Annotated in this window: 24 protein-coding genes; 6 read left to right on the top strand and 18 right to left on the bottom strand. The window is 73.4% G+C overall.

From position 1 onward, the window contains the following. Positions 1–284: 284 nt before the first annotated feature. A complete protein-coding gene (locus tag SGLAU_RS18115; protein WP_043502787.1) occupies positions 285–2,120 on the bottom strand; it encodes a prolyl oligopeptidase family serine peptidase in 1,836 nt (611 codons plus the stop codon). 119 nt (positions 2,121–2,239) lie between these two features. Between SGLAU_RS18115 and SGLAU_RS18110 the strand changes: the two genes are divergently transcribed. After that, positions 2,240–3,034: an SURF1 family protein gene (locus SGLAU_RS18110; RefSeq protein ID WP_043502786.1), complete on the top strand. Its 795-nt coding sequence runs from the start codon at positions 2,240–2,242 to the stop codon at positions 3,032–3,034. Between the two features lie 22 nt (positions 3,035–3,056). Here the strand turns inward: SGLAU_RS18110 and SGLAU_RS18105 are convergent, their stop codons facing one another. The 7 genes from SGLAU_RS18105 to SGLAU_RS18075 form a co-directional block, all read right to left on the bottom strand. Next, complete coding sequence (locus tag SGLAU_RS18105; RefSeq protein WP_318536222.1) at positions 3,057–4,673, bottom strand: hypothetical protein; 1,617 nt, start codon at positions 4,671–4,673, stop codon at positions 3,057–3,059. Continuing rightward, a complete protein-coding gene (locus SGLAU_RS18100; RefSeq protein ID WP_078957766.1) occupies positions 4,670–5,353 on the bottom strand; it encodes a SigE family RNA polymerase sigma factor in 684 nt (227 codons plus the stop codon). Before SGLAU_RS18100 ends, SGLAU_RS18105 begins: the two co-directional genes overlap by 4 nt. Before the next feature lie 297 nt (positions 5,354–5,650). Continuing rightward, positions 5,651–6,703 (bottom strand): aspartate-semialdehyde dehydrogenase, encoded by a 1,053-nt coding sequence (locus SGLAU_RS18095; RefSeq protein ID WP_043502785.1) that lies wholly within the window; start codon positions 6,701–6,703, stop codon positions 5,651–5,653. After that, positions 6,700–7,977: an aspartate kinase gene (locus SGLAU_RS18090; protein WP_043502782.1), complete on the bottom strand. Its 1,278-nt coding sequence runs from the start codon at positions 7,975–7,977 to the stop codon at positions 6,700–6,702. Before SGLAU_RS18090 ends, SGLAU_RS18095 begins: the two co-directional genes overlap by 4 nt. Before the next feature lie 298 nt (positions 7,978–8,275). Beyond that, entirely contained in the window at positions 8,276–8,938 is a 663-nt protein-coding gene (locus SGLAU_RS18085; protein ID WP_043502779.1) for a DUF5063 domain-containing protein, read from the bottom strand. Next, positions 8,931–9,530, bottom strand: a complete 600-nt coding sequence (recR, locus tag SGLAU_RS18080; protein WP_043502778.1) for a recombination mediator RecR — start codon at positions 9,528–9,530, stop codon at positions 8,931–8,933. Before recR ends, SGLAU_RS18085 begins: the two co-directional genes overlap by 8 nt. An 88-nt stretch (positions 9,531–9,618) precedes the next feature. After that, complete coding sequence (locus SGLAU_RS18075) at positions 9,619–9,960, bottom strand: YbaB/EbfC family nucleoid-associated protein (RefSeq protein WP_078957765.1); 342 nt, start codon at positions 9,958–9,960, stop codon at positions 9,619–9,621. A gap of 238 nt (positions 9,961–10,198) precedes the next feature. On the opposite strand from SGLAU_RS18075, the gene SGLAU_RS18070 reads away from it, so the two are divergent. Next, on the top strand, positions 10,199–10,945 hold the full coding sequence (locus tag SGLAU_RS18070) for an SLATT domain-containing protein (protein WP_043502774.1): 747 nt from the start codon (positions 10,199–10,201) through the stop codon (positions 10,943–10,945). A 42-nt stretch (positions 10,946–10,987) separates the two neighbouring features. On the opposite strand, the gene SGLAU_RS18065 is transcribed toward SGLAU_RS18070, so the two are convergent. From SGLAU_RS18065 to SGLAU_RS18055, 3 genes are all read right to left on the bottom strand, one after another. Beyond that, on the bottom strand, positions 10,988–13,123 hold the full coding sequence (locus SGLAU_RS18065) for a serine/threonine-protein kinase (RefSeq protein WP_043502772.1): 2,136 nt from the start codon (positions 13,121–13,123) through the stop codon (positions 10,988–10,990). Between the two features lie 74 nt (positions 13,124–13,197). Continuing rightward, complete coding sequence (locus SGLAU_RS18060; RefSeq protein WP_043502770.1) at positions 13,198–13,680, bottom strand: MarR family winged helix-turn-helix transcriptional regulator; 483 nt, start codon at positions 13,678–13,680, stop codon at positions 13,198–13,200. Further along, entirely contained in the window at positions 13,677–14,282 is a 606-nt protein-coding gene (locus SGLAU_RS18055; RefSeq protein ID WP_043502769.1) for a type 1 glutamine amidotransferase family protein, read from the bottom strand. Before SGLAU_RS18055 ends, SGLAU_RS18060 begins: the two co-directional genes overlap by 4 nt. A 213-nt stretch (positions 14,283–14,495) precedes the next feature. Here SGLAU_RS18055 and SGLAU_RS18050 point away from each other — a divergent pair, with 213 nt between their 5' ends. The 3 genes from SGLAU_RS18050 to SGLAU_RS18040 all read left to right on the top strand — a co-directional run bounded on the left by SGLAU_RS18050 (position 14,496) and on the right by SGLAU_RS18040 (position 17,469). After that, positions 14,496–15,851, top strand: a complete 1,356-nt coding sequence (locus SGLAU_RS18050; RefSeq protein WP_043502767.1) for an aspartate aminotransferase family protein — start codon at positions 14,496–14,498, stop codon at positions 15,849–15,851. 104 nt (positions 15,852–15,955) lie between these two features. Further along, positions 15,956–16,669 (top strand): GntR family transcriptional regulator, encoded by a 714-nt coding sequence (locus tag SGLAU_RS18045; protein WP_043502766.1) that lies wholly within the window; start codon positions 15,956–15,958, stop codon positions 16,667–16,669. 149 nt (positions 16,670–16,818) lie between these two features. Then, positions 16,819–17,469, top strand: coding sequence for a hypothetical protein (locus tag SGLAU_RS18040; protein ID WP_043502765.1), 651 nt, complete (start codon positions 16,819–16,821; stop codon positions 17,467–17,469). A 49-nt stretch (positions 17,470–17,518) separates the two neighbouring features. Here SGLAU_RS18040 and SGLAU_RS18035 read toward each other — a convergent pair whose 3' ends face one another. Both SGLAU_RS18035 and SGLAU_RS18030 read right to left on the bottom strand, forming a co-directional pair. Continuing rightward, positions 17,519–17,812: a hypothetical protein gene (locus SGLAU_RS18035; RefSeq protein WP_043502763.1), complete on the bottom strand. Its 294-nt coding sequence runs from the start codon at positions 17,810–17,812 to the stop codon at positions 17,519–17,521. A 148-nt stretch (positions 17,813–17,960) separates the two neighbouring features. Further along, positions 17,961–19,244 carry an adenylosuccinate synthase gene (locus SGLAU_RS18030; RefSeq protein WP_043502762.1) on the bottom strand — a complete coding sequence of 428 codons (1,284 nt, stop codon included), beginning with the start codon at positions 19,242–19,244 and terminating at the stop codon, positions 17,961–17,963. 187 nt (positions 19,245–19,431) lie between these two features. Here SGLAU_RS18030 and SGLAU_RS18025 point away from each other — a divergent pair, with 187 nt between their 5' ends. Then, positions 19,432–20,331 carry a hypothetical protein gene (locus tag SGLAU_RS18025; protein WP_043502761.1) on the top strand — a complete coding sequence of 300 codons (900 nt, stop codon included), beginning with the start codon at positions 19,432–19,434 and terminating at the stop codon, positions 20,329–20,331. Positions 20,332–20,429: 98 nt separating this feature from the next. On the opposite strand, the gene SGLAU_RS18020 is transcribed toward SGLAU_RS18025, so the two are convergent. The 5 genes from SGLAU_RS18020 to SGLAU_RS18000 form a co-directional block, all read right to left on the bottom strand. Further along, positions 20,430–21,635, bottom strand: coding sequence for a cytochrome P450 (locus SGLAU_RS18020; protein WP_043502759.1), 1,206 nt, complete (start codon positions 21,633–21,635; stop codon positions 20,430–20,432). 44 nt (positions 21,636–21,679) lie between these two features. Beyond that, positions 21,680–22,345, bottom strand: coding sequence for a response regulator (locus SGLAU_RS18015; protein WP_043502756.1), 666 nt, complete (start codon positions 22,343–22,345; stop codon positions 21,680–21,682). Next, positions 22,342–23,715, bottom strand: coding sequence for a sensor histidine kinase (locus SGLAU_RS18010; protein WP_043502753.1), 1,374 nt, complete (start codon positions 23,713–23,715; stop codon positions 22,342–22,344). Before SGLAU_RS18010 ends, SGLAU_RS18015 begins: the two co-directional genes overlap by 4 nt. A 111-nt stretch (positions 23,716–23,826) precedes the next feature. Continuing rightward, positions 23,827–24,501: a response regulator gene (locus SGLAU_RS18005; RefSeq protein ID WP_043502750.1), complete on the bottom strand. Its 675-nt coding sequence runs from the start codon at positions 24,499–24,501 to the stop codon at positions 23,827–23,829. Next, complete coding sequence (locus tag SGLAU_RS18000; RefSeq protein ID WP_063838880.1) at positions 24,498–25,904, bottom strand: sensor histidine kinase; 1,407 nt, start codon at positions 25,902–25,904, stop codon at positions 24,498–24,500. Before SGLAU_RS18000 ends, SGLAU_RS18005 begins: the two co-directional genes overlap by 4 nt.

Raw genomic sequence — 25,904 nt, 5'->3', positions numbered from 1 at the left:
CAGCCCTCGAACCCCCGCAAGGGCTCCGCCCCCGAACCCCGGCGAGGGCTCCGCCCCCTGCACCCCGCGGCTCCCCGTGGCTCCAGGCTCAGCCCTGCGTCCCGGCAAGGGCTTCGCCCTGGAACCCCTGAGGGGCTGCGGCCCCCAGCACCTCGTGGGGGCCGCCCCTGTGCTCCCGGCGCAGCCTTCGGGTCCGGCGGGGGCGGACCTGGCGCTCCCTCGGCACCGTGCCTGGACTCCCGGCTGGGGCTGGTCCCCAGCGCGCTCCCCCGGGGGTTCCGGTCTCAGGCGGTCGGTGGGGGCAGGTGGCGTTCGGCGAAGGCCAGTTCCAGTTTGACCTGCTTGATTCGTTCGTCGACGACGAGGGAGCCGTGGCCGGCGTCGTAGCGGTAGACCTCGTGGACGGCGCCGCGGGCCTGGAGGCGCTTGACGTAGTTGTCGATCTGGCGGATGGGGCAGCGGGGGTCGTTGACGCCGGCGGAGATGTAGACCGGGGCCTTGACCTGGTCGACGTAGGTGATCGGGGACGACGCCTCGAAGCGCTCGGGGACCTCCTCCGGGGTGCCGCCGAGGAGGGTGCGGTCCATGGCCTTCAGGGCTTCCATCTCGTCGTGGTAGGCGGTGACGTAGTCGGCGACCGGGACGGCGGCGATGCCGAGCGTCCAGTGGTCCGGCTGGGTGCCGAGGCCGAGCAGCGTGAGGTAGCCGCCCCAGGAGCCGCCGGTGAGGACCAGGCGGGCGGGGTCGGCCAGGCCGGAGGTGATGGCCCACTCGCGGACCGCCGCGATGTCCTCCAGCTCGATCAGGCCCACGCGGTGCTTCAGGGCGTCCGTCCAGGCGCGGCCGTAGCCGGTGGAGCCGCGGTAGTTGACGCGCACGACGGCGTAACCGTGGTCCACCCAGGCGGCCGGGCCGGCCGCGAAGGAGTCGCTGTCGTGCCAGGTGGGGCCGCCGTGGATGTCGAAGACGGTGGGGAGGGGGCCGGTGGCGCCGGCCGGCTTCTGCACCAGGGCGTGGATGCGGCCCCCGGGGCCCTCCACCCAGACGTCCTCGACCGGGACGGAGCCGGGGGACTTCATGCCGGGCGGGTCGAGGACGACGCCGCCGCGGGTCGAGCGGACCGCCGAGGGCTCGGCCGCCGACGACCACAGGTACTCGACGCTGCCGTCGGGCCGGGGCGTGGCGCCGGAGACCGTGCCGGGCGGGGTGGGGATCTTCTCCAGGCGGCGGGTGGCGAAGTCGTACCGGAACAGTTCGCTGCGGGCCTCGAAGCTGTGGCCGATGAGCAGCCCCGAGCCGTCCGGGTACCACTCGGCGCTCACGTCGCCGGGCAGCTCCAGGGCGAGGTCGGTCTCCTCGCCGCTCGTCACGTCCCACACCAGCGGCTCCCAGCGGCCCCGGCGCTGATGGCCGACGAGGAGCCGGGTGTCGCCGGCCACCGGCGCGAAGCCGAGCACCTCCAGGCCCAGCTCCCTGGTGCCGTCCTTGGTGTCGTCCAGCTCGGCGACCGTGCTGCCGTCGGGGCGCAGCACGCGCAGCGCGGAGTGCATCGCGTCGCCGTGCTCGGTGTGCTCGACGGCGATCAGCGTCCCGTCGTGGGAGAGGTCGCCGACGCCTGCGGACTCGCGGTGGCGGTAGATCTCCACGGGGGCCTCGCCCTCGCGGGCCAGGTGGATCGTGGTGCCGTCCTCGTCGGTGGAGCGGCCGATCACCGCCGTACGGCCGTCCCTGCCGAGCGCCAGGCCCGCCGGGTAGGAGGGGTCGAGGCCGGGGACGGCCAGCTCGTCCTCGCCGCCGTGGAAGGGCTGACGGCGCCAGACGCCGAACTCGTCGCCGTCCTTGTCGTCGAACCACCAGATCCAGGCGCCGTCCGGGGAGAGCACGCCGTCCGTCGTACCGTTCGGCCGGTGGGTGACCTGGCGCTGTTCGCCGGTCCCGCGGTCCCAGGCGTACAGCTCGTACGTCCCCGTCGCGTTGGACACGAAGAGGGAGCGGTCCGGTGCGTCCTCCGCCCAGTCGGGCAGGGACACCCGCGGTGCCCTGAAGCGCTTCTCCCAGTCCGGCATGTCGGGCATGTCCTCGGTCCGCTGCGGCGCGGCGACCCCGTTGCTCTCAGTCATGACCCCATACTGCCCGGCCGCACCGACATTCCGCTGACACGGCCCCCGGCCTGTGGACGACTCGCCGCCGCGCCGACCCCCGCGACGGGCACCACCCACCGTCCCCGTACCGTTGAGGCGTGTACCGGTTTCTGCTGACGCCCCGCTGGTGGGGCATCAACGTCTTCGTGCTGCTCGCCATCCCCTTCTGCGTGTTCATGGGGTCGTGGCAGCTGGGCCGGTTCGAGGACCGGGTCGACAGCCATCGCGACGCGGGTGAGCAGGCCGCCTCGAACGAGCGGGAGGCCGCCCGGCCGCTGACCGAGCTGCTGCCGGTCACCAAGGCGACCGCGGGGAAGCAGACCACCGCCTCCGGCACCTACGGCCGGCAGCTCCTCGTCCCCGACCGGGTGCTGGACGGCAAGCGCGGCTTCTACGTGCTGACCCTGCTGCGCACCCCCGACGGCAAGGCCCTCCCGGTGGTGCGCGGCTGGCTGCCCGGCCCCGCCGCCCCGGCGAAGGCGCCCGCCCCGCCGTCCGGCGAGGTCACGGTCACGGGGGCGCTCCAGGCGTCCGAGAACCCGGGCGAGAACGGGGTCAGCGCGGCGGGCGGACTGCCGTCCGGGCAGACGGCGGCGATCAGCGCGGCCTCGCTGGTCAACCTGGTGCCGTACGACGTCCATGACGCCTGGCTCACCCTGAACCGGGGCGACGCCGGGATGCGGACGGTGCCCGTGGCGGCCACCCCGGACACCGGTCTGGACCTGAAGGCGTTCCAGAACCTCGGCTACACCGGGGAGTGGTTCGTCTTCGCGGGCTTCGTCGTCTTCATGTGGTTCCGGCTGCTGCGGCGCGAGGCGGAGTTCGCCCGCGACGCGGAGCTGGGCCTGGTGCCGGACGAGGAGGAGCGGGTCCCCAGCCCCTCCGGCACCTGAGCCGCGTACGGGGTCCGTCGCCTCACGAGGCCGGCAGCAGGCCGGTGCGGTAGACGGTTCCCGCGCAGGCGTTGGGCACCGTCACGCCGGCCCCCGTGCCCGCCTCCGCCGTGTACGACACGGCCACACTGCCGTCGACCGTGCCGTCCTCGGCCATCAGCTGGGTGGTCGTCCCGGTGTCGCCGCCCGTGGAGGTCCCCTCGGTGGACGTGCTGGGCGTCTCGGTGGGCGTCGGGTCGGGGGACGGGCCGCCGGTCTCGCCGCCGGTGGTGGGCGGCGGGCCGCTGTCGGTGGGGCAGGTCTCGGACGGCACCCAGGCGAACCGCACCTCGTACGCCGCCCCCGGCAGCAGCACGAGCTGCGGCACCTCCAGGGACGGATCGGGCAGGCCGGCCGCCGGGTCGCCCGCGACGTGCGGGGCCTGGCCGATCTTGGCGGGGTCGGCGGCGCCCTGGGCGAGCGGGACCAGCGAGCCGGGGCCACTGACCGCGCAGCTTCCGCCGGAGACGTTGGTGATCCGGAAGGTGCCGTAGACGGTCCCCATGGAGTCCGGGGCGTCGGCCCAGCCGGCGGCGCCGAGCTGGTCGGCGGTGCAGGGCCCGGCCGATTCCGAGCTGGGCGCCGACGGGTCGGCGCTGTCGCCGGAACCGTGGTCGGTGCCGCCGCCCTCGCCCTTGTCCGGCTTCTCCTCGGTGTCCTTGTCCTTCTCCTCCGCCGTGCCGGAGGGGCCGCCCGGCTTGTCGCCCGTGCCCTCGGTGTTCTTGCCCTGGCTGGTGCCGCCCTGGGCCTGGGAGCCGTGACCGGCGATGGAGGGGTTGGCGTCGCCGCCGGTCGCGCCAGAGACGTGCACCAGGGCGGGTACGGCCGTGCCGGCGAACAGGGCGGCGGCCGCCATGCCGACGACGGCCTGCCGCTTGCGTGCCCGCCGCGCGGGCACCGCCCGCCGCAGGTGTTCCAGGGTGCCGTCGCGCGGCGCGATGTCCTGCACCGCGCCGTGCAGCAGCCTGCGCAGTGCCAGCTCGTCCGAGTCGAGCCCGTCGGGGCCCTGTTCGTCGGGGCCGTGGTTCACAGTTCCGTTCCCAGCGTGCGGTCGGTTCGGCTGTTGCTCGTGCGCTGCGGTGCGCCCGGACGGCGTCCCTTCCGTCGCGGCGGCCGGCTCCACCGGCTCCGTCGCCGTCACGCCCACCGGCGCGGCGGACTCCGCCGGTTCGGCCGGTTCGGTGGACTCGACGGTGTCCACCGGCTCGGTCGTCTCAACGTGCTCGACGGTCTCCACCGGCTCGCCTCGTTCGGCGGACGCCACCGGCTCGGCGGTCTCCACCGGTTCGGCTCGTTCGGCGGACGCCACCGGCTCGGCGGTCTCCACCGGTTCGGCGGACTCGACGGTGTCCACCGGTTCGGCTCGTTCGGCGGACGCCACCCGCTCGACGGTCTCCGCCGGCTCGCCCCGTTCGGCGGACGCCACCGGCTCCGCGGGCTCCGCCGGATCGGCGGAGCCGTCCGGGCGGGCCGGGCCGCCGGGTCCGGTCGGTTCCGCCGGGCGGGCGGACTCCGCCGCCGTGTCGTCCGGGTCGCGGGACGCGTGCGGCTCGTGCGGGGCGCCCGGCTCGCGGCGCCCCTGTTCCTCCGGGCCTGTCATGCCGGCGCCTCCATGGCCACGCGGAGCGCCGCGATGCCGCGGGAGCCGTACGCCTTCACCGAGCCGAGCGATATGCCGAGGGTCTCGGCCACCTGGGCCTCGGTCATGTCCGCGAAGTAGCGCAGCACCAGCACCTCGCGCTGGCGGCGCTGGAGGCCCTTCATCGCCTTGATGAGGGAGTCGCGTTCCAGCTGGTCGTACGCGCCCTCCTCCGCGCTCGCCATGTCCGGCATCGGCTTGGAGAGCAGCTTCAGGCCGAGGATGCGGCGGCGCAGCGCCGAGCGGGACAGGTTGACCACGGTCTGCCGCAGGTAGGCGAGTGTCTTCTCGGGGTCGCGGACCCGCTTGCGCGCGGAGTGGACGCGGATGAACGCCTCCTGGACGACGTCCTCGCAGGAGGCGGTGTCGTCGAGGAGGAGGGCGGCGAGGCCCAGCAGGGAGCGGTAGTGGGCGCGGTACGTCTCGGTGAGGTGGTCGACGGTGGTGCCGGCCGCCTTGGTCTCCTCGGCGTACTCGGCGCCGTCACGCTGGCTGGGGATGCGGGCGGGCCGCGCTGCGGGCATGGGCGCGATCACCGGCATGCCGCCGGGCGCGCCGGGCATGCGGGTGTGAAGCGGCCGGCGGACCGGCCGCAGGGCCGTGCCGCGCGTCGGCGCGGGGAAGTCGAGAACCTCTGCCACGCCTGTTGGACGTGCCTGCCCCCGGGAGGGTTGTACGTGCCGAGCGTCACGTTCGTTCTCGCGTCAGGCAGCACAGCCATCGGCGCCCTGAATGCCGTCATGCGTCCCGCACTTCCCCTATGTCCCATAGGAACGGGGCGTCCCCACGCCTCGTTCACGGTCCCCACACCCCGGAAGGGCGACCGCATAGACGCTCCCCGCCCCCCGCGCGGTTGCGGAGTACGGGGAGGAATTCTCTGAGCAGATCCTACAAACGGATCAGGACATCGCCGCGACTTTTCTCGTGAGCGGAAGCTCTCACGAGAATTCCGCGGCCACCAGTTCGGCGATCTGCGCGGTGTTCAGTGCGGCGCCCTTGCGCAGATTGTCGCCGCAGACGAAGAGTTCCAGCGCCGTCGGGTCGTCCAGCGCCCGGCGCACCCGTCCCACCCACGTCGGATCGGTGCCCACCACGTCGGCGGGCGTCGGGAACTCCCCGGCGGCCGGATCGTCGTAGAGCACCACGCCCGGCGCGGTGGCCAGGATCTCGCGCGCCCGGTCCACGGTGATCTCGTCCTCGAAGCGGGCGTGCACGGTCAGCGCGTGCGCGGTGACCACCGGGACCCGGACGCAGGTCACCGCGACGGGCAGCCGCGGCAGTCCGAGGATCTTGCGGGACTCGTCGCGCAGCGCCAGTTCCTCCGACGACCAGCCGTCCGCACACGGGTGACCGGCCCACGGCACCACGTTCAGCGCCACCGGCTCCGGGAACGGCCCGGTCCGGTCGCCGACCGCCCGGCGCAGATCGCCGGGGCTGGTGCCCAGCTCCGTGCCGGCGACCAGGGAGAGCTGCGCCCGCAGCGTCTCCACGCCGGCCCGGCCCGCCCCGCTGACCGCCTGGTACGACGACACCACCAGCTCGCGCAGCCCGAACTCGGCGTGCAGCGCACCCACTGCGACGATCATCGACAGGGTCGTGCAGTGCGGGTTGGCGACGATCCCGCGCGGGCGCAGCCGCACCGCGTGCGGGTTGACCTCGGGGACGACCAGCGGCACCTCCGGGTCCATCCGGAAGGTGCCCGAGTTGTCGACGACCACCACGCCCCGGGCGGCGGCGATCGGCGCCCACTGCGCGGACACCTCGTCCGGGACGTCGAACATGGCGATGTCGACCCCGTCGAAGGCCTCCTCCGACAGGGCCACGACCTCGACCTGCTCACCGCGCACGGCCAGCTTGCGGCCGGCCGAGCGCGGTGAGGCGACGAGTCGGATCTCGCCCCAGATGTCCTTGTGCTGCGACAGGATCTGGAGCATGACCGCGCCGACGGCCCCGGTCGCCCCCACGACCGCGAGCGTCGGTCTGCCGGTCATCGTCCGGTGCCTCCGTAGACGACGGCCTCGTCGCTGTCGGAGTCCAGCCCGAAGGCGGTGTGCACCGCGCGCACGGCCTCGTTGACGTCGTCGGCGCGGGTGACCACCGAGATGCGGATCTCGGACGTCGAGATCAGCTCGATGTTGACGCCCGCGTCGCTGAGCGCCTCGAAGAACGCCGCCGTGACCCCGGGGTTGGTCTTCATACCGGCGCCGACCAGCGAGATCTTGCCGATCTGGTCGTCGTAGCGCAGCGAGTCGAAGCCGATGCCGGAGCGGTTCTTCTCCAGCGCGTCGATGGCCTTGCGGCCCTCGGTCTTCGGGAGGGTGAACGAGATGTCCGTCAGTCCGGTGGACGCGGCGGACACGTTCTGCACGACCATGTCGATGTTGATCTCGGCATCGGCGATCGTGCGGAAGATGGCGGCGGCCTCGCCCGGCTTGTCGGGCACACCGACGACCGTGATCTTGGCCTCGGAGGTGTCGTGCGCGACACCGGAGATGATGGCCTGCTCCACCTGCTTGTCCCCTTGGTTGATCGGCTCGCTGCTGACCCACGTGCCCCGCAGCCCGCTGAAGCTGGAGCGGACGTGGATCGGGATGTTGTAGCGGCGGGCGTACTCCACACACCGGTGGAGCAGCACCTTGGACCCGGAGCTGGCCAGTTCGAGCATGTCCTCGAACGAGATCCAGTCGATCTTCCGGGCCTTCTTCACCACCCGCGGGTCGGCGGTGAACACACCGTCGACGTCGGTGTAGATCTCGCACACCTCGGCGTCGAGGGCGGCCGCGAGGGCCACCGCCGTGGTGTCGGACCCGCCGCGGCCCAGCGTGGTGATGTCCTTGGTGTCCTGGCTGACGCCCTGGAACCCGGCGACGATGGCGATGTTGCCCTCGTCCAGCGAGTCCCGGATCCGGCCCGGCGTGACATCGATGATCCGCGCTTTGTTGTGGACCGAGTCGGTGATGACACCTGCCTGGCTCCCGGTGAAGCTCTGGGCGGAGTGGCCCAGGTTTTTGATCGCCATGGCCAGCAGTGCCATGGAGATCCGCTCTCCGGCGGTCAGCAGCATGTCGAGCTCGCGCCCGGCAGGGATCGGGGAAACCTGCTCGGCGAGATCGATCAGCTCGTCCGTCGTGTCGCCCATCGCGGAAACCACGGCGACCACCTGGTGGCCGTTCTTCTTGGCTTCCACGATCCGCTTGGCGACGCGCTTGATGCCTTCGGCATCGGCTACGGAGGAGCCTCCGTACTTCTGCACGACAAGGCCCACGTGCGCTCCTCGCTCGATGTGTGTTCTTTCCGCATATACGACGGTGTACTGCGGGTCGGCTCAGTCTATCGAGCGTCCGAATTCCACCCCCGCGATATCGCATCGTGAGATGTCCCCCGGGCGCCCGTGACCAGGGGGCTCATGCCCAGGGGCGATGTGGGCACGCGGCAATGTGCCCCGGGTCACAGGGGCCGTCGGTCGGCGCGCTCCACGACGGTCCGGGTCTCGCGTGACGTGGTCCCGACCGCCGTACCAGGACGCCGCCGGCCGTGCGTGATCGACGCGGCGTCCCCGGGAGCTAGTTCTTGGCCGGGCCGAGGCCCAGCGGGCCCAGGATCTCCTGCTCCATGACCCGGCCCGCCTCGAACTCGAGGGTGTCGTCGCCGAGGCCCTGGTCGGTGTCCAGGCCGTCCAGCTCCTCCAGGGGCTGGTTGAGGCGGACGTGGGCGACCACGGACTGGAGGGCCCGCAGGGTCGCGGACGCGGTGCCGCCCCAGTTGGAGAAGTAGGAGAACTGCCACCACCACAGGGCTTCCGTGGTGCGGCCCGCGCGGTAGTGGGCCATGCCGTGGCGCAGGTCGGTGATGACGTCGGTGAGGTCGTCGGAGATACGGGCCGGGACCGGCGCCTTGCGCGGCTCGTACGGGTCGAAGACCTCGGAGTAGACGTCGATCGGCTCCAGGAGGCGGGCGAGGTTCTCGCGCAGGTCGTCCACGTCGGGCTCCGGGCCGGGGTCGGGCTCGTAGCGCTCGTCGGGGAGGATGTCCTCGTGCGCGCCGAGGCGGCCCCCGGCGAGCAGCAGCTGGGAGACCTCCAGCAGGAGGAAGGGGACCGCCGAGTCCGGCTCGTCGCCCTTCGCCACCTCGGTGACGGCCACCAGGAAACTCTCGATCTGGTCCGCGATCTGGACCGCGAAGTCGTCCGGGTCGTGCGTCGTGGAGTGCAGCGTGGCGTCAGACATCTAGGAGTCGTCTCCCCTCGAAGGCGCGGCCGAGGGTCACCTCGTCCGCGTATTCCAGGTCACCGCCCACCGGGAGGCCGCTGGCCAGGCGGGTGACCTTGAGGCCCATGGGCTTGATCATGCGGGCGAGGTACGTCGCCGTGGCCTCGCCCTCCAGGTTCGGGTCGGTGGCCAGGATCAGCTCCGTGACCGTCCCGTCGGCCAACCGCGCGAGAAGTTCTCGTATACGCAGGTCGTCGGGGCCGACACCCTCGATGGGACTGATCGCCCCGCCCAGGACGTGGTAGCGGCCGCGGAACTCGCGGGTGCGCTCGATCGCGACCACGTCCTTCGGCTCCTCGACGACACAGATCACCGACGGGTCGCGGCGCGGGTCGCGGCAGATCGCGCACTGCTCCTCCTGCGCGACGTTGCCGCACACCGCGCAGAAGCGGACCTTCGCCTTCACCTCGAGCAGCGCCTGGGCGAGACGACGTACGTCCGTCGGCTCCGCCTGGAGGACGTGGAAGGCGATCCGCTGGGCGCTCTTGGGACCCACGCCGGGCAGCCGACCCAGCTCGTCGATGAGGTCCTGGACCACGCCTTCGTACAACGGACTGCCGTCCTTCCTGGGGTGCCTTCAATACGTACGGTAGAGGGCCCGTGCCGGTCTCCGAAAGGCAGGGCCCGGGGCCGGAAGGTCAGAAGGGCAGGCCCGGGATGCCGCCGCCGCCCAGCCCCTGGGCGAGCGGACCGAGCTTCTGCTGCTGGAGTGCCTGCGCGTTCTCGTTGGCCGCCTGGACCGCCGCGACGATCAGGTCGGCGAGGGTCTCCGTGTCCTCCGGGTCCACCGCCTTGGGGTCGATGACCAGGCCGCGCAGCTCTCCGGACCCGGTGACCGTGGCCTTCACCAGGCCGCCGCCCGCCTGCCCGTCGACCTCCGTGTTCGCCAGTTCCTCCTGGGCGCGGGCCAGGTCCTGCTGCATCTTCTGAGCCTGCTGGAGCAGCTGCTGCATGTTGGGCTGGCCACCACCGGGAATCACGATCGGCTCCTGCTTTCGTATGGCTGTCGGGCGGGTTTTTCCGCCTGGCACGAGCCTACGTGGTCCGCACGGGCAACGCCCCGGCACTCTTTCGGGTGAGTCGACTTCGGGGCGTATACCTGATCAAGGCCCCCTTCCGGGCGGAAAAGCGATGAAAGGGTCACCTTCGCCACCCATTGGGCGGTAGGAAGGGTCGGGCACGTCAGCGTCCATCAGCATCAGCAGTAGGGAGCGCCGGGTGGGTCAGCCGGAGATGCAGCCCGAGGGGCCGCCTCAGGACGGGCGGGACGAGGGGGCCGCCGGACTGCGGCCGGGCGATCTGACCGGGCGGCCGTTTCCGCTCGGCGACTGGGCCGAACCCGCCCAGCGCCTCGACGAGCTGTACCGCTGGGTGGAGCGCGGCGCACTGGACACGGCGGCCTGGTACCTCACCGACCGGGTCTGGAAGCGCCGCGCGGCGCGGGCGCTGCGCACGGGCGCGGCGGCGGGCGCGGTGGCGGGTGCCTCGCTGCCGCTGCTGGACCTGACCGGGGTGCTGGGCGGGGCCGCCCCCTGGGGGTACCTCGCGCTGATGCTGGCCGTCGCCTGCGTGGGGGTCGACCGGTTCTTCGGGGTCACCTCGGGGTGGATAAGGGACGTCGCCACCGCGCAGGCGGTGCAGCGCCGGCTCCAGGCCCTGCAGTTCGACTGGGCCTCGGAGAGCGTGCGCGAGGTGCTGGGCCCCGCCGAGGGGACGGCGAGCGAGGCGGCCGAGCGGTGCCTGGGGGTGCTGCGGCGCTTCAGCGAGGACGTGACCGAGCTGGTGCGCACCGAGACCGCGGACTGGATGGTGGAGTTCCGCACCGGGGCGGCACCGCTGGGCCTCCAGGCGGCGGTCGCGACGGGGCCGCGGGCGGACGGCGGGGGCACGCACGGCCGGTTCCCGATGCCGCCCGGGCCCGCCCGCCCGAACATGCCCCGGCAGCGGCCCCCGGAGCCGCGCTGACGAGCCGCCGGGGGCGGGCGCCGCGCGGGTGCCGCGCCACGGTCACTGCCGGGTGTACGTCAGCTTCTCCCCCGTGCTCGTGTTGACGCGCTCCAGCGTGTCCGGGGAGACCAGGGTGATCTCGGTGGCCGCTCCGGGGCTGCACGAGGGCGGCTCGCCGACCGTGACGGTGGACGGGCCGATCCGCAGCGGGCCGTTCGCGGCGGGCTCCCCGCTCAGTGCCGCCTCGAAGACGCAGTGGTAGTCGGCGCCGTCGGCGGTGAGCGACAGCACCGTGTCGCCGGGCTCGCCCTGCCGGAGCGTCAGCGTGCGGGTGTGCGTGCCGCTCGCGTTGTCGATCGTGGTGGTCCAGGTGCCGAGGTAGCCGGGCGGGACCGCGCCGTCCGGCGAGGAGGAGGAGACCGACGGCGACGGGGACGGGCCGGGCGAGGTGGGGCCGGGGGTGGTGGGGGCGCCGGTCGTGGTGGGGGCGCCGGTCGTGGTGGGGGCGCCGGTCGTGGTGGGAGTGGTGGCGGACGTCGGTGACGGGGACGCCTCGGTGCCGCCGTCACCGTTCATCAGCGCGTACACCGTGCCGCCCGCCGCCAGCGCGACGACCACGGCGACGGCGACGAGCAGCGCGGTGGCCCGGCCGCTCCTGCGGGCGGGTTCCGGGGACGGTGCGTGCGTCGGGGTCCCGTACGGGGCGGGCCCGTAGGGCGGGGTGGCGCCGAGACCGCCGCCGTAGGGGGCGGGGTGCGGGTCCGGTCCGGGACCACCGTGGGGGGCGGGGTGCGGGGCCGGACCTCCGTAGGGGCCGGGGGCCGGGGGGTGACCGCCGTAGCCGTGCGGCGGCGACGCGGGGCGGCCGTCGTACGGCGCCTGGTACGGCGCCCCCGGGTGGGCCTGGTGCGGCGACGCGGGGTGGGCCTGGTGCGGCGGCGCGGGGTGGGCCTGGTGCGGCGGCTGCGGGTGGCCGTAGCCCTGCCGGGAGCCGTACGGCTGCGGGAGCGGCCCGGCCGGGGCGGGCGGGGCCTGCGGGGCGTCGTAGGCGGGGTGGGCGGGCGGCGGGGCGGCCGGGGGCGTGGGCTGCGGGCCGGGGGCGGGCGGGCCCGGGGTGGCCGGGCGGCCGGCGGTCATGGCCGGGAGGTGGTTCGGGGGCGCGGACGCTCCCGCGCCCGCCGCGCCGAGCGGTCCGCCCGGGGCCGCGGTCCCGGCGGACGCGGGCGCGCCGCCGGGCTCCTCCGCCGCCGTGTGCTCGGGCCGGGCCCCCGGCGTCCGCGGGTTCTCCGTGTCCAGCAGCCGTACCGCGTGGCGGCCGAGCTGGGCGACCAGCGCGCTGGGCAGCCAGGGGTCGAGGGCGCGGCCGTCGGAGACGGTGTCCTGCGCGCCGGTGCGCTCCAGGACGTCCTCGAGGGTCGGGCGGGCGGCGGGGTCCTTGCGCAGGCAGTCGCGGACCAGGTCGGCGATGCCCTCGGGGACCCGTTCCAGGACGGGCTCCTCCTGGGCGATGCGGAACATCAGGGCGTGCACGCCGCTGTCGGCGCCGCCGAAGGGCAGGGTGCCGGTGGCGGCGTAGGCGAGGACGGAGCCGAGGCAGAAGACGTCGCAGGCGGGGGTGATGCGGTCGCCGCGCACCTGCTCGGGTGCCATGAAGCCGGGCGAGCCGACGAGGGCGCCGGTACGGGTGAGCCCGCCGTCGGTGACGGTCTCCAGGGCGCGCGCGATGCCGAAGTCGATGACGCGGGGGCCGTCGATGGTCAGCAGGACGTTGGACGGCTTCAGGTCGCGGTGGACGATCCCCGCCGCGTGGATGTCCTTCAGGGCGTGGGCGAGCCCGGCGGCGAGGATGCGCACCGAGCGTTCGGGCAGCGGCCCGTGGTCGTGGCCGACGACCTGCTGGAGGCTGGGTCCGGCGACGTACCCGGTGGCGACCCAGGGCACGGCGGCCTCGGTGTCGGCGTCGAGCACGGGTGCGGTCCAGTGGCCGCCGACCCGCCGCGCGGCCTGCACCTCCTGCCGGAACCGCCCCCGGAACTCCTCCTGCGCGGCCAGCTCCTCGCGGACCAGCTTCACGGCGACGGTCCGCCCGCGCTCCGACCGGGCCAGGTAGACCTGCCCCATACCGCCGGCGCCGAGCCGCCCCAGCAGCCGGTACCCGCCGACGCGCTCGGGGTCTCCGGCCCCCAGTCTCTCCATCCCCGCCGCCTCCCCCTAGGTGAGCAACAGGCCGAGAATAGTGCGGCCCCCGGGGCAGTCGTGCGGGGTGCCCTCTACGGTTCCGTAACAGGTGGGGCGACCGGTGCGGCCGACGGCGGTCCCAGTCCGTCCAGCACCTTCGACAGCCGTTCCAGGGCGGCCACCGCCGCGGCGAGTTCCGCCTCGCCGAACGCCTCGGCGAGCCGGTCGGCGTAGGCGGCGTGGCCCGGGGCGATCCGGCCGATCGCGGCCCGGCCCTCCTCGGTCGGCGCGAGGAGCTTGGCACGGCGGTGGGCGGGGTTGGGCCGGTACTCGGCGAGGCCCCGGGCCACCAGCAGGTCGGCGATGCGCTGGACGCTCTGCCGGGTGATGCCCATGGCGCGGGCGATCCCCGCCACCGGCAGCGGTTCGCGCAGCACCGCGCCGAGCACCTGCCACCGGGCGGCGGTCAGCCCGGCGGGCCCGGCCAGGTCCTCGGCGACGGAGAGGAACTGGCCGTTCAGCCGGAACACGCCGACCGCGCTCCGGCTGAACAGGTCCTGCCGCTCGCGGCTCACAGCGCCCCCGCCTTCTCCAGGACGGCGTACGCCTCGACGTCGGAGTCGTGGAAGAGGCGGTACCAGGCGTTCAGCACCTCGCCCTCGTGGACGCCGAGCAGGCCGAGGACCTCCCGGGCGAAGGCGACCGGCTCGGTGGGGCCCGCGGTGATCAGCCCGCCGTCGGTGACCGCGTCGGCGTCCACGTACCGCTCCCCGCCGCGGTAGCCGGTGGCGGCCAGGTAGAAGGGGACGGCGCTGGTGTGGGCGCGGTCGTCGAGCAGGCCCTCGCGGGCGAGTCCGGCGGTGGCGCCGCAGATCGCGGCGACGGGGACGCCGGCGGCGAGGAAGGCGCGTGCCGTGCGGGCGAAGGGGGCGAGGTCGTCGCCGGTGTCCCAGAGGTCGGCGCCCGGGAGGATCAGCAGCGAGCTGTCCTCGGGCCGGACGTCGCCGAGGGCGAGATCGGGCTGGACGCGCAGGCCGCCGAGAGTGCGGACGGGGGCGGTGGTGGGGCCGACGGTGCGGATCTCGTACCCGGCGCGGACGAGGTGGGCGGTGGCGTGACCGGGCTCCCAGTCGGCGAGGGTGTCGTAGACGGCGAGGTGGACGGGCTTGCGGCGCATGGTTCCTCCTCCGGCGGGATCCCGATGGAACCCTCAATGACAGAAGACTGTCATTTCGACAGCACGCTGTCAATACTCTTCGATGTCCGGCCGGTGCGCCCTCGCGGGACCGCCCGGCAGGCCCCCGGCGTCGACAACCTGTCGCGGAAACCCGCCGACCGCAGACAGGACGCCGATACCGCGTCCGCATCGCGGACATCTACGCTCGGCCGCATGACCCCTCATCCCGACCCCCGGACCGGCGCCGCCGTGAAGGCCGCGGACCGCGCGCACGTCTTCCACTCCTGGTCCGCGCAAGCGCTCATCGACCCGCTCGCCGTCGCCGGCGCCGAGGGGTCGTACTTCTGGGACTACGACGGCAAGCGCTACCTCGACTTCACCAGCGGCCTCGTCTACACCAACATCGGCTACCAGCACCCCAAGGTCGTCGCCGCGATCCAGGAACAGGCCGCGAGGATGACCACCTTCGCGCCCGCGTTCGCCGTCGAGGCGCGCTCCGAGGCGGCCCGGCTGATCGCCGAGCGCACCCCCGGGGACCTGGACAAGATCTTCTTCACCAACGGCGGCGCCGACGCCGTCGAGCACGCGGTGCGCATGGCCCGGCTGCACACGGGCCGCCCCAAGGTGCTCTCCGCGTACCGCTCGTACCACGGCGGCACCCAGCAGGCGGTCAACATCACCGGTGACCCGCGCCGCTGGGCCTCCGACGGCGCCGCGGCCGGAGTCGTGCACTTCTGGGCGCCCTTCCTCTACCGCTCCCGCTTCTACGCCGAGACCGAGGAGCAGGAGTGCGCCCGGGCGCTGGAGCACCTGGAGACGACGATCGCCTTCGAGGGCCCGCAGACCGTGGCCGCGGTCGTGCTGGAGACCATCCCCGGCACGGCCGGGATCATGGTGCCGCCGCCCGGCTACCTCGCCGGGGTGCGGGAGATCTGCGACAAGTACGGCATCGTGTTCATCCTCGACGAGGTCATGGCCGGCTTCGGGCGGACCGGCGAATGGTTCGCGGCCGGCCTGTTCGACGTCACCCCCGACCTGATGACCTTCGCCAAGGGCGTGAACAGCGGATACGTCCCGCTGGGCGGCGTCGCCATCTCCGGCGCCATCGCCGAGACCTTCGCCGAGCGGCCCTACCCGGGCGGCCTCACCTACTCCGGGCACCCCCTGGCCTGCGCCGCCGCCGTCGCGACGATCGAGGTCATGGCCGAGGAGGGCATCGTCGAACACGCCGCGCGGCTCGGCACCGAGGTCGTCGGGCCCGCGCTGCGCGAGCTGGCCGAGCGGCACCCGAGCGTCGGCGAGGTACGCGGCGTCGGCATGTTCTGGGCCCTCGAACTGGTGAAGGACCGGGAGACCCGCGAGCCGCTGGTGCCGTACAACGCGGCCGGTGAGGCCAACGCCCCGATGGCCGCGTTCGGCGCCGCCGCCAAGGCGCACGGCATCTGGCCCTTCATCAACATGAACCGCACCCATGTCGTCCCGCCGTGCAACGTCACCGAGGCCGAGCTGAAGGAGGGCCTGGCGGCGCTGGACGCGGCGCTCGCGGTGGCGGACGAGTACGTGGCGTAAGGGCCGCGCCCCCGGTGGGGGGAGCGCGTAGGGTGGCGTGCTCGTAGGCACATCCGTGCACACTGGTGCACGCCATCCGAACGTACGAGGGAGTCCCCCCCACCATGCCCGGCACCAGCGGCAGCGGCGCTGTGACCCGTAGCACCCTGCGGCAGCAGATCGCGGACGCGTTGCGGGACGAGGTGCTGGCCGGGCGGCTCCAGCCGGGGCAGGCGTTCACGGTCAAGGAGATCGCCGACCAGTACGGCGTCTCCGCGACCCCGGTGCGCGAGGCGCTGGTCGACCTGTCCGCGCAGGGCCTGCTGGAGGCCGACCAGCACCGCGGTTTCCACGTCCGTGAGTACTCCCTGGCCGACTTCCGCGGCCTGGTCGAGGCGCGCAGCCTCGTCACCGACGGCATGTTCCAGGCGCTCGGCGACGGCCACCGCGGCTTCCGCGACCCCGAGGACCCCCGGACGGCGGCCGCGCTCGCGGGCGTGCGCCGGCGCGGCGAGGAGGCGCAGCGCGCCGCCACCGCCGGTGACCTCACCGTGCTCATCGGCTACGACCTGCGCTTCTGGCGCGAGCTGAGCGGCCTGTTCGGCAACCCCTACCTCTCCGACTTCCTGCACCGGCTGCGGGTGCAGTCGTGGGTGTGCGCCGTGCCCCACCTGCGCCGCCTCGACGATCTGCGCGGGCAGCTGTGGGCCGGGCACACCGAGCTGATGGACGCCCTGGTCCGCCGCGACACCGACCGCGCGCGGGACCTCATCGGGGCCTACAACGCGCACTCGCTCGCCCTGATGGAGCGGCTGACGGAGCGGCCGACGGGAAGTTGACGGGGAGCCGACGGGGAGCCGACGGCGGTGCGCGGGACCATCGACGGCCCAGGTGGGTATAGGGCCGGTACGGGAGGGGACCCGTGCGGCCCCCACCCATTACGCTTCCCTGACCACACCTCGCGCGCCCCTACCCGAGGAGCCCTCTTTTGGCCTGTGACCTGTGGCTGGTCCCGCTCGTCGACGTGTTGTGCCACGCGCCGGACAACCCGTTCGCCGAGGAACTCGCGCAATACGACAAGGCGCTCGCCGAGGCCGGGCTGCCGCCGGTGCCGGTGTACCAGTACATGCCGGGCCTGTCCGGCGAGGTCGCCCCGGTCGCCGGCTTCGACTACGACGCGCTGCACTTCCTGCGCCGGGCCTACCTGCTCCAGGTGTGCGGGCTGCCGGTGACACCCGTCGACGAACTGGGCGGCGACTACGAGCAGTTGCTGGAGATGTTCGAGACGACGGCCCAGCAGTCACACCTGGTCTGGCACTACGACCACGCGGGCGCCTACGTCCCGGTCGACTTCCCGCACCCCCTCTCCAACGACGAACTCCTCGCGGGCGGCGGCCCGCTGGGCTCCTCCCAGTCCCTGCTGCGCGAACTGGAGCACGTCGCCCCCGCCCTCGGCATCGACCCGGCCAACCCCCCGGCGGCCCCGCAACCCCCGCCCGGGCCCACCGAGTTGGAGGAACCGGCGGTGCCCGCACCGTACGACCCCAGCCCGTTCGCGCGGGAACGGCACGTCTGGCTGGGGCTGCACGCGGCGGCGACGCGGAGCCTGGCACAGGGGTCGATGATCGTCTTCAGCTGACCGGGCCCCGGCGGCCCGGCGGCGGTTCGCGGTTCAGCCGCCCGGCGGTTCAGCGGTTCAGCTGGGAGAGGCCCTTCTGCACGTCCTCCAGGTTCATGACCGGCGTGTACGTGATCTCCGCGCCGAGCTGCATGAAGAACGGCTCACTGATCACCGGCATCAGATAGCTGTCCTGCATGTCGAAGACCAGGAAGGCGGTGCGCTTGCCGTGGTCGGAGGTGAAGTAGGCCGCCTCGGGCTTGAGCTGCTCCACCGTCTCCTGGAGCAGCTTCGGCAGGGTGCCGCTCCGGATGGCCTCGTTGGCCTTCTCCGTGTCCATGCATACCTTGAGCAGTACGCGCATCGCACTCACCTTCTTCTGCCGGTCCCGGCTCTGCGGTCGACGCAGGCGTACACCCCTCACCCTATGTCCGAAATGCCGTAAAGGCGCTGGGCACCGTCCGTGCTGTGACGCACGGGCGGTGCCCAGCGGGGGCCGCTGTGGGAGCGGATCAGATGAACGAGTTGATCTCGATCGTCTCGTCCCGGCCCGGGCCCACGCCGATCGCGGAGATCGGGGCGCCGGACATCTCCTCCAGCGCCTTCACGTACGCCTGGGCGTTCTTCGGCAGGTCGGAGAAGGACTTCGCCTTGCTGATGTCCTCGCTCCAGCCCGGCAGCATCTCGTAGACCGGCTTCGCGTGGTGGAAGTCGGTCTGCGAGTACGGCAGCTCCTCGACGCGCTTGCCGTCGATCTCGTAGGCGACGCAGACCGGGATCTGCTCCCAGCCGGTGAGCACGTCCAGCTTGGTGAGGAAGAAGTCGGTCAGGCCGTTGACCCGGGTCGCGTACCGGGCGATCACCGCGTCGAACCAGCCGCAGCGACGGTCCCGGCCGGTGGTCACGCCCCGCTCGCCGCCGATCCGGCGCAGCGCCTCGCCGTCCTCGTCGAACAGCTCGGTGGGGAACGGGCCGGCGCCGACGCGGGTCGTGTACGCCTTGAGGATGCCGATGACGCGGCTGATCCGGGTCGGGCCCACGCCGGCGCCGGTGCAGGCGCCGCCCGCGGTCGGGTTCGACGAGGTCACGAACGGGTACGTGCCGTGGTCGATGTCCAGCAGGGTGCCCTGGCCGCCCTCGAAGAGCACGACCTTGTCCTCGTCCAGCGCCTGGTTGAGGACCAGCACCGTGTCGGCGACGTACGGCTTGATCTGCTCGGCGTAGCCCAGCAGCTCCTCGACGACCTGCTCGACGGCGATCGCGCGGCGGTTGTAGAGCTTGGTCAGCAGCTGGTTCTTGACGTCGAGCGCCGCCTCGACCTTCTGCTGGAGGATCGACTCGTCGTACAGGTCCTGGACCCGGATGCCCACGCGGTTGATCTTGTCCGCGTAGGTCGGGCCGATGCCGCGGCCGGTCGTGCCGATCTTGCGCTTGCCGAGGAAGCGTTCCGTCACCTTGTCGACGGTCACGTTGTACGGCGTGATGATGTGCGCGTTACCGCTGATCAGGAGCTTCGACGTGTCGACGCCGCGCTCGTTCAGCCCGCTCAGCTCGGAGAGCAGGACCGACGGGTCGACTACGACACCGTTACCGATGACCGGCGTGCAGCCGGGGGACAGGATTCCGGAAGGGAGCAGGTGGAGGGCGTACTTCTGGTCACCCACGACTACCGTGTGGCCGGCGTTGTTGCCGCCCTGGTAGCGCACCACATAGTCGACGGAACCACCGAGCAGGTCCGTCGCCTTTCCCTTGCCTTCGTCACCCCACTGAGCACCGAGCAGCACAAGTGCGGGCACGCGCGTACACCCCTTCCGGGCGGGGCATGTCCAAGGTCAAGGGGTGTACACCACGCGTGTGCGGGTGATACACCGGCGACCTTCGTTGGCCGCAACCCGTCGGACCGGATGCCCCGGAATAGACGAAGCCCCTGGCGCAATAGCGCAAGGGGCTCTTGCACAAAGATGCTACCCGAGGAAGCGAGGCATGACCGAGGTGGCGACTTCCGCGACGTCCGAGCGGCTGTTGGTGATCATCGATCCGGTCGCCCGGCGAGTGGACCCGGAGTCCGTGCGCATCGCGAAAGACGTGCTCGGAGCGGGTGCCGCCACCAAGGTGTGCCTCCCGGACGGTCCGGAGGAATTCGCCCGGATGCTGGCCCGGCGCGGCTCGCGCCGGCCGGTGGTGGTCGGCGACGACCGCGCGCTGGTGCGCGCCGTGTCCCTGCTGCACCGGCAGCGGGAGCTGGCCGGATGTGTGCTGTCCGTGGTGCCGGTGGGGGCGGGGTCCGGGGTGCTGTCGCTGGCCCGCTCCCTCGGCGTGCCGACGGGTACGGTCGCGGCGGCTCGGGCCGTCCTGGAGGGGGCCGAGCGGCGGCTGGACCTGCTCGTCGACGACAGCGACGGGGTGGTGGTCGGCGCGGTGGGCATCCCGCCGCTCACCGCCGCCGGGCACCGGGCGCCGGAGGGGGCCACCGCCGTGAGCCGGCCGTGGCTGCGGACCTGCCAGTCGCTGGTCCGGACCCTGGTGCCGGCGCGTCCGGCCCGCGTGACGACCGCCGCGCTCCCGGCCGCGACCGGGCCCGCCCGGCTGCGCGTGGAGGTGGACGGCGAGACGCTGGTGGACCTCGACCAGCCGCTGGAGGCGGTGTCGGTCACGCCCGACGGCTCCGGCTCGGCCACCGTCAGGGTGCGCCCCCTGTCGGTCGGCGCCGCGGCGGCACCCCTCCTGGGGACCGGGCGCCGGGTCACGGTGTCCGGAGCGGACTTCCGGTACCGGGCCGACGCGGTGGTGGCGGGCCCGGTCCGGCGGCGGACGTGGACGGTCTTCGAGGGCGGCCTGGGGCTCACGCTGCCCACGTCGGGGCAGGAGCCGCGGCGGGCGTGACCCGATGAGCGCCCCCGCGAGCGGTGAACCACCGCCGGGCCGTGGGGCGCGTCTCCCCGGGAGCGTCCCGCCGGGCGCGTGCCCGCGGAGCCCGGTCGCTAGCGGATCTCCACGGTCAGGCCCTCCAGGCCCCGGATCACGAAGTTCGGCTTGCGCCGCGGCTCAGCGGCCAGGGTCAGGGTGGGGGCCCGCTCCAGCAGGGCCCTCATGGACGCGGCCAGTTCGAGACGGGCCAGCGGGGCGCCGATGCAGTAGTGGATTCCGGCGCTGAAGGAGATGTGCGGGTTCTCCGCGCGGGCGAGGTCGAGCCGGCCCGGATCGGTGAAGACCGCCGGGTCGTGGTTGGCGGAACCGAAGAGGAGGGCGAGTTCGGCGCCGCGCGGGATCGTCGTCCCGTCGATCTCGATGTCGTCCAGCACCCAGCGCTCGAAGAGCTGGAGCGGGGTGTCGTAGCGCATCAGCTCCTCGACCGCGGACGGGACGAGGGAGTGGTCCGCGCGCAGCGCCGCCAGCTGGTCCGGGTTGCGGAACAGCGCCCACCAGCCGTTGACCGTGGCGTTCACCGTCGCCTCGTGGCCCGCGTTCAGCAGCAGCACGCAGGTCGAGATCATCTCCTGCTCGGTGAGCCGGTCGCCCTCGTCGTGGGCGGCGATCAGCCCGGAGATCAGGTCGTCACCCGGCTCCTTGCGGCGCTCGGCGATCAGGTCGCGCAGGTAGTCCGAGAACTCCACCGACGCCCGGACCGCCCCGGCCGCCGTCTCCTCGGACGGGTTCAGCTCGTACATCCCGCAGATCTGCGCCGACCAGGGGCGCAACGGCGCGCGGTCGGACTCGGGGACGCCCAGCATCTCGGCGATCACCGCCACCGGCAGCGGTTCGGCGACCTCGGTGAGCAGATCACCGCCGCCGCGCCGCACCAGCCCGCCGACCAGCTCCCCGGCCAGCGCCTCCACGTAGGGAGCCAGCCGCTCGACCGTGCGCGGGGTGAACGCCTTGGACACCAGGCGCCGGATCCGGGTGTGGTCCGGCGGCTCCAGGTCCAGCATGCCGTGGTCGTTGAGGGTGTGGAACGGCTCGTGCTCCGGCGGGGGCGGGGTGCGCCCGAAGTCCTCGTGGCGGAAACGGTGCAGGTACGTCCGCCCCAGCCGGCGGTCCCGCAGCAGCGCCGAGACGTCCGCGTGGTGCGGTACCAGCCACTGGTCCGTGGGCTCGTAGTGGTGCACGCGGCCCCGGGCACGCAGCTCGGCGTAGGCGGGGTACGGGTCGGCGAGGAACGCCGGGTCCCACGGGTCGAAGGCTGCCATGACCGGACGCTAGCCCGGCGCACCCCGCGCTGACCAGGGGCCGCTCATCCCGGGGTGACCAGTCTCGCCTCGTACGCGAACACCGCCGCCTGCGTCCGGTCCCTGAGGCCCAGCTTCACCAGGATGCGGCTCACGTGCGTCTTGATCGTGGACTCGGCGACCACGAGCCGCGACGCGATCTCCGCGTTGGACAGGCCGTGCGCGATGAGCACCAGCACCTCCGTCTCCCGGTCGGTCAGGTCGCCGTACGCCTCCTGTGCCTGCGGCAGCAGCTTCGGGACCTCGGACAGCTTGGCGAACTCGGTGATGAGCCGCCTCGTGACCGAAGGGGCGAGCAGCGCCTCGCCGGACGCCACCACCCGCACCCCCTCGGCCAGCCGGCGGGCGGAGGCGTCCTTCAGCAGGAACCCGGAGGCTCCCGCGCGCAGCGCCTGGTAGACGTACTCGTCGAGGTCGAAGGTGGTCAGCACCAGCACCTTCGCCGCCCCGTCCGCGGCGACGATCTCCCGGGTCGCCTCGATGCCGTTCAGCTCGGGCATGCGGATGTCCATGAGCACCACGTCCGGCGCGAGTTCGCGGACCTTCGCGACGGCCTCCCGGCCGTTCACCGCCTCGCCGGCGACCTCGATGTCCGGCATCGCGTTCAGCAGGACCGAGAAGCCCTCGCGCACCATCATCTGGTCGTCCGCGATCAGCACGCGGATGGTCATGCGTCATCCTCGCTCGTCGCCGGGACGGGCAGGAAGACCGTCACCTCGTACCCTCCCTCGTCCGTGGGGCCCGCCGTCATCTCGCCGTTCAGCATGGAGACCCGCTCGCGCATCCCGGTGATGCCGTGGCCCGCGCCCGGCGAGGGTTTGACGAGGGACGGCTCGGGCGGCGGCCCGTTGACTATGCGCACGCCCAGGCCCCCGAGGACGTAGCCGATCTCCACGCGGGCGCTCGCGCCGGGCGCGTGCCTGAGGGTGTTGCTCAGCGCCTCCTGCACGATCCGGTACGCCGACAGCTCCACGCCCTGCGGCAGTTCGCGCACCGCGCCGGTCACCGTCCTGCCGGCGTCGAGGCCCGCGTCGCGCACATTGGCGAGCAGCGCGTCGAGGTCGGCGAGGGTGGGCTGGGGGGCGTCCGGGGCCTCGTAGTCCTCGGCGCGGACCACGCCGAGCACGCGGCGCAGCTCGGTGAGGGCGGCCACCGCGTTCTCCCGGATGGTCGCGAAGGCGCGCTCCAGCTCCGGCGGCGGGTTCTCCACCCGGTAGGGAGCGGCCTCGGCCTGGATGGCGACGACCGACATGTGGTGGGCGACGACGTCGTGCAGCTCGCGGGCGATGGTGGTGCGCTCCTCCAGGAGGGTGCGCCTCGACCGTTCGACCGCCGTCACCGTCTGCTGCGCGGTCACCTCCTGCTCGGCCTCCCGGCGGATGTGCCAGACCGTGATGGCGAGCAGGAGCAGCGCGGAGACCACCAGCATGGGCGCCGTGTTGGCGGTGTAGTGGTTCCAGCCGAAGAGGCTCTCGGCGAAGAAGCCGTACACCGCGGTCAGGGCCCATATCCACGCCGCGGTGCGCGGCCGGGTGCGGATCGCGACGACCGCCAGCACCACCAGGTGGGCGAAGAAGGCGCCGGGCGGCCAGGGCCAGTCGCTGTAGCTGCCGTCGAGGACGGTGGCGATCAGGGTCGCGACCAGCGACGCCCAGAACGCGAGGACCGGGCGGACCATGGTCAGCACCACGGGGGCGAGGGTGAGCAGGCCGACGAGCAGTCCCAGGTTCCCGCCGCCGTGGGTCGTCGAGGACACCAGCAGCGCCAGGAAGGCGGCCGCGGCGATCAGTGCGTGCGGGGTCCAGGAGGCGTACTCCCGGAACCGGCCGCCCAGCCGCCGGACCACCGGGCCGTCCACGGCCCTGCGGGGCAGCGGGCGGTACGCGAAGGCGTCGGTGAACAGGTCCTGCCGCAGGCCGCGCAGGGCGTCGGCGGCCAGCCGGTACTCGGGGCTGCGCGGCTTGTACGGGGCGAACGCGGGATCCGCGGTGCCCGTGCCGTTCGGCGGGGGCGGCGTGTGCGTCTGGGGCGTCTCGGTCACGTCCGAAACGTTAGGCCGGGGCGGGGGCCGCGGTCGTCACCAGCGAGAGGGGTTCTGCGGCATCCGTCTCAGGTACTACGTGGTCGCCCCGGCGCTTCCGGCGGGGCCGGTTCAGTAGCCCGTCGGCCGCACCAGCCCCGACTCGTACGCGAACACCGCCGCCTGCGTCCGGTCCCGCAGGCCCAGCTTCACCAGGATCCGGCTGACATGGGTCTTCACGGTCTGTTCCGCGACGACGAGGTGGCGGGCGATCTCCGCGTTGGACAGGCCCCGCGCGATCAGCGCCAGGACCTCCGTCTCCCGCTCGGTGAGGTCCGCGACGCGCTCCTTGAGCGGGGCGCGGGGCGCGCCGTCCAGGCGGGAGAACTCGGCGATCAGCCGCCGGGTGATGCCGGGCGCGAGCAGCGCGTCCCCCGCGGCCACCACCCGCACCGCCTCGGCGAGCTGGTCCGCGGAGGCGTCCTTCAGCAGGAACCCGGAGGCACCGGCCCGCAGTGCCTCGTAGACGTACTCGTCGAGGTCGAAGGTGGTCAGCACCAGCACGCGGGTGCGCTGCGTCGACGCGGTGACGCGGCGGGTGGCCTCGATGCCGCCCAGCTCCGGCATGCGGATGTCCATCAGCACCACGTCGGGGCCGAGTTCGGCGACCTTGGCGACCGCGTCCAGGCCGTCCACCGCCTGGCCGACGACCTCGATGTCCGGCTGGGTGTTGAGCAGCACGGTGAAGCCCTGCCGGACCATCTGCTGGTCGTCGGCGATGAGTACGCGGATCGTGCCGCTCGTCATGGGATTCCTTCTCCTGTCGGGGGCTCGGGAACGGTGTACTCCGCTCCCGGCGGGCCCTGGACGTCCTCGTCCAGGGGGTCGCGGGCGACGCCGTCCCGGGGCAGGAACGCGACGACGCCGAACCCGCCGTGCGGGGCCGGCCGCGCGCGGACGTAGCCGCCCAGCATCGCCGCGCGCTCGCGCATGCCGAGCAGCCCGTGCCCGGCTCCCGGGGAGGACGGCACGGCCCGCTCCGGACGGCTGTTGGTGATCTCCAGGAGCAGACCCTCGGGCACGTGGCCGACCCGGACGCGGACGTCGGAACCGGGGGCGTGCCGCAGGGCGTTGCTGAGCGCCTCCTGCACGATCCGGTACGCCGACAGCTCCACCCCGGGCGGGTACGGGCGGCGGGGCTCGCCCCGGACGTCCGCGGTGACGCACAGCCCGGCGGCCCTGGTGTTCTCGATGAGGGCGTCCAGGCGGTCCAGGGTGGGCTGCGGGGCGTCCGGGGCGGCACCGGCGCCGGACTCGCCCAGCCCGTAGGGGTCCTCGGGGTTCTCGGAACGCAGCACGCCGAGGACGCGGCGCAGTTCGGTCAGCGCCTCCAGCGCGTTCTGCCGGATGCCCGCCAGGTTCTCCTTCAGCTCGTCGGAGGGGTCGTCCACCAGGTGCGGCGCGACCTGCGCCTGGATGGAGATCACCGACATGTGGTGGGCGACGACGTCGTGCAGCTCGCGCGCGATCCTGCTGCGCTCCTCCAGGACGGTGCGGCGGGCGCGTTCCTCGGCGGTGATGGTGGTCTGCCGGCCGAGTTCGTCCCGCGCCTCGCGGCGTCCGCGCAGGGCCACGCCGAGCAGGACGACGACCGTGAACACGGACACCGCCACCACGCCGGTGCCCGCGTAGCGGGAGGCGCCGATGACGCCCTGGACGAGATAGGTGGCGAGCGCCGTCACGGCCAGCGCCTCGAAGGCCACCCGGGTCGGCACCCGCAGGGCGAGCAGCAGCAGCACCAGGGAGTGCGCCGCCACGCCGGGCGCGGCCCACGGCCAGGCGGCGTCCGGCGCGCTCTGCCCCGAGATCAGCTGGGACCGGGCGGCCAGGGCGATGGCCACGGAGACCGCCGTGGACAGCAGCCACGCCGGTACCGGCCGCCACAGGGCCAGCACCACGGCCGCGCCCTGCCCGGCCGACATCAGCAGCGCGTACTGGGCGTTCTGGCCGTAGGTGTCGTCCAGCAGGGACGCGCTGGTGCCCAGCACGATCACGCCGGCCAGGCAGACCAGACCGTGCGGCAGCCAGCGCAGCCACAGGAAGGGGGGCAGGGGGTCCGCGCGGAAGGTCCACAGGTCGGCGCGCAGTACGCGCAGCCAGTCCCCCGGCCGGCTCCCCTCCGGGTGCCGGTCCCTCCCCGTCTCCGTCAC

The sequence above is a fragment of the Streptomyces glaucescens genome (assembly GCF_000761215.1).
Taxonomy (GTDB): Bacteria; Actinomycetota; Actinomycetes; order Streptomycetales; family Streptomycetaceae; genus Streptomyces; species Streptomyces glaucescens_B.
The sequence above is the reverse complement of the archived record's forward strand: the minus strand, read 5'-3'. Positions and strand labels throughout refer to the sequence as shown.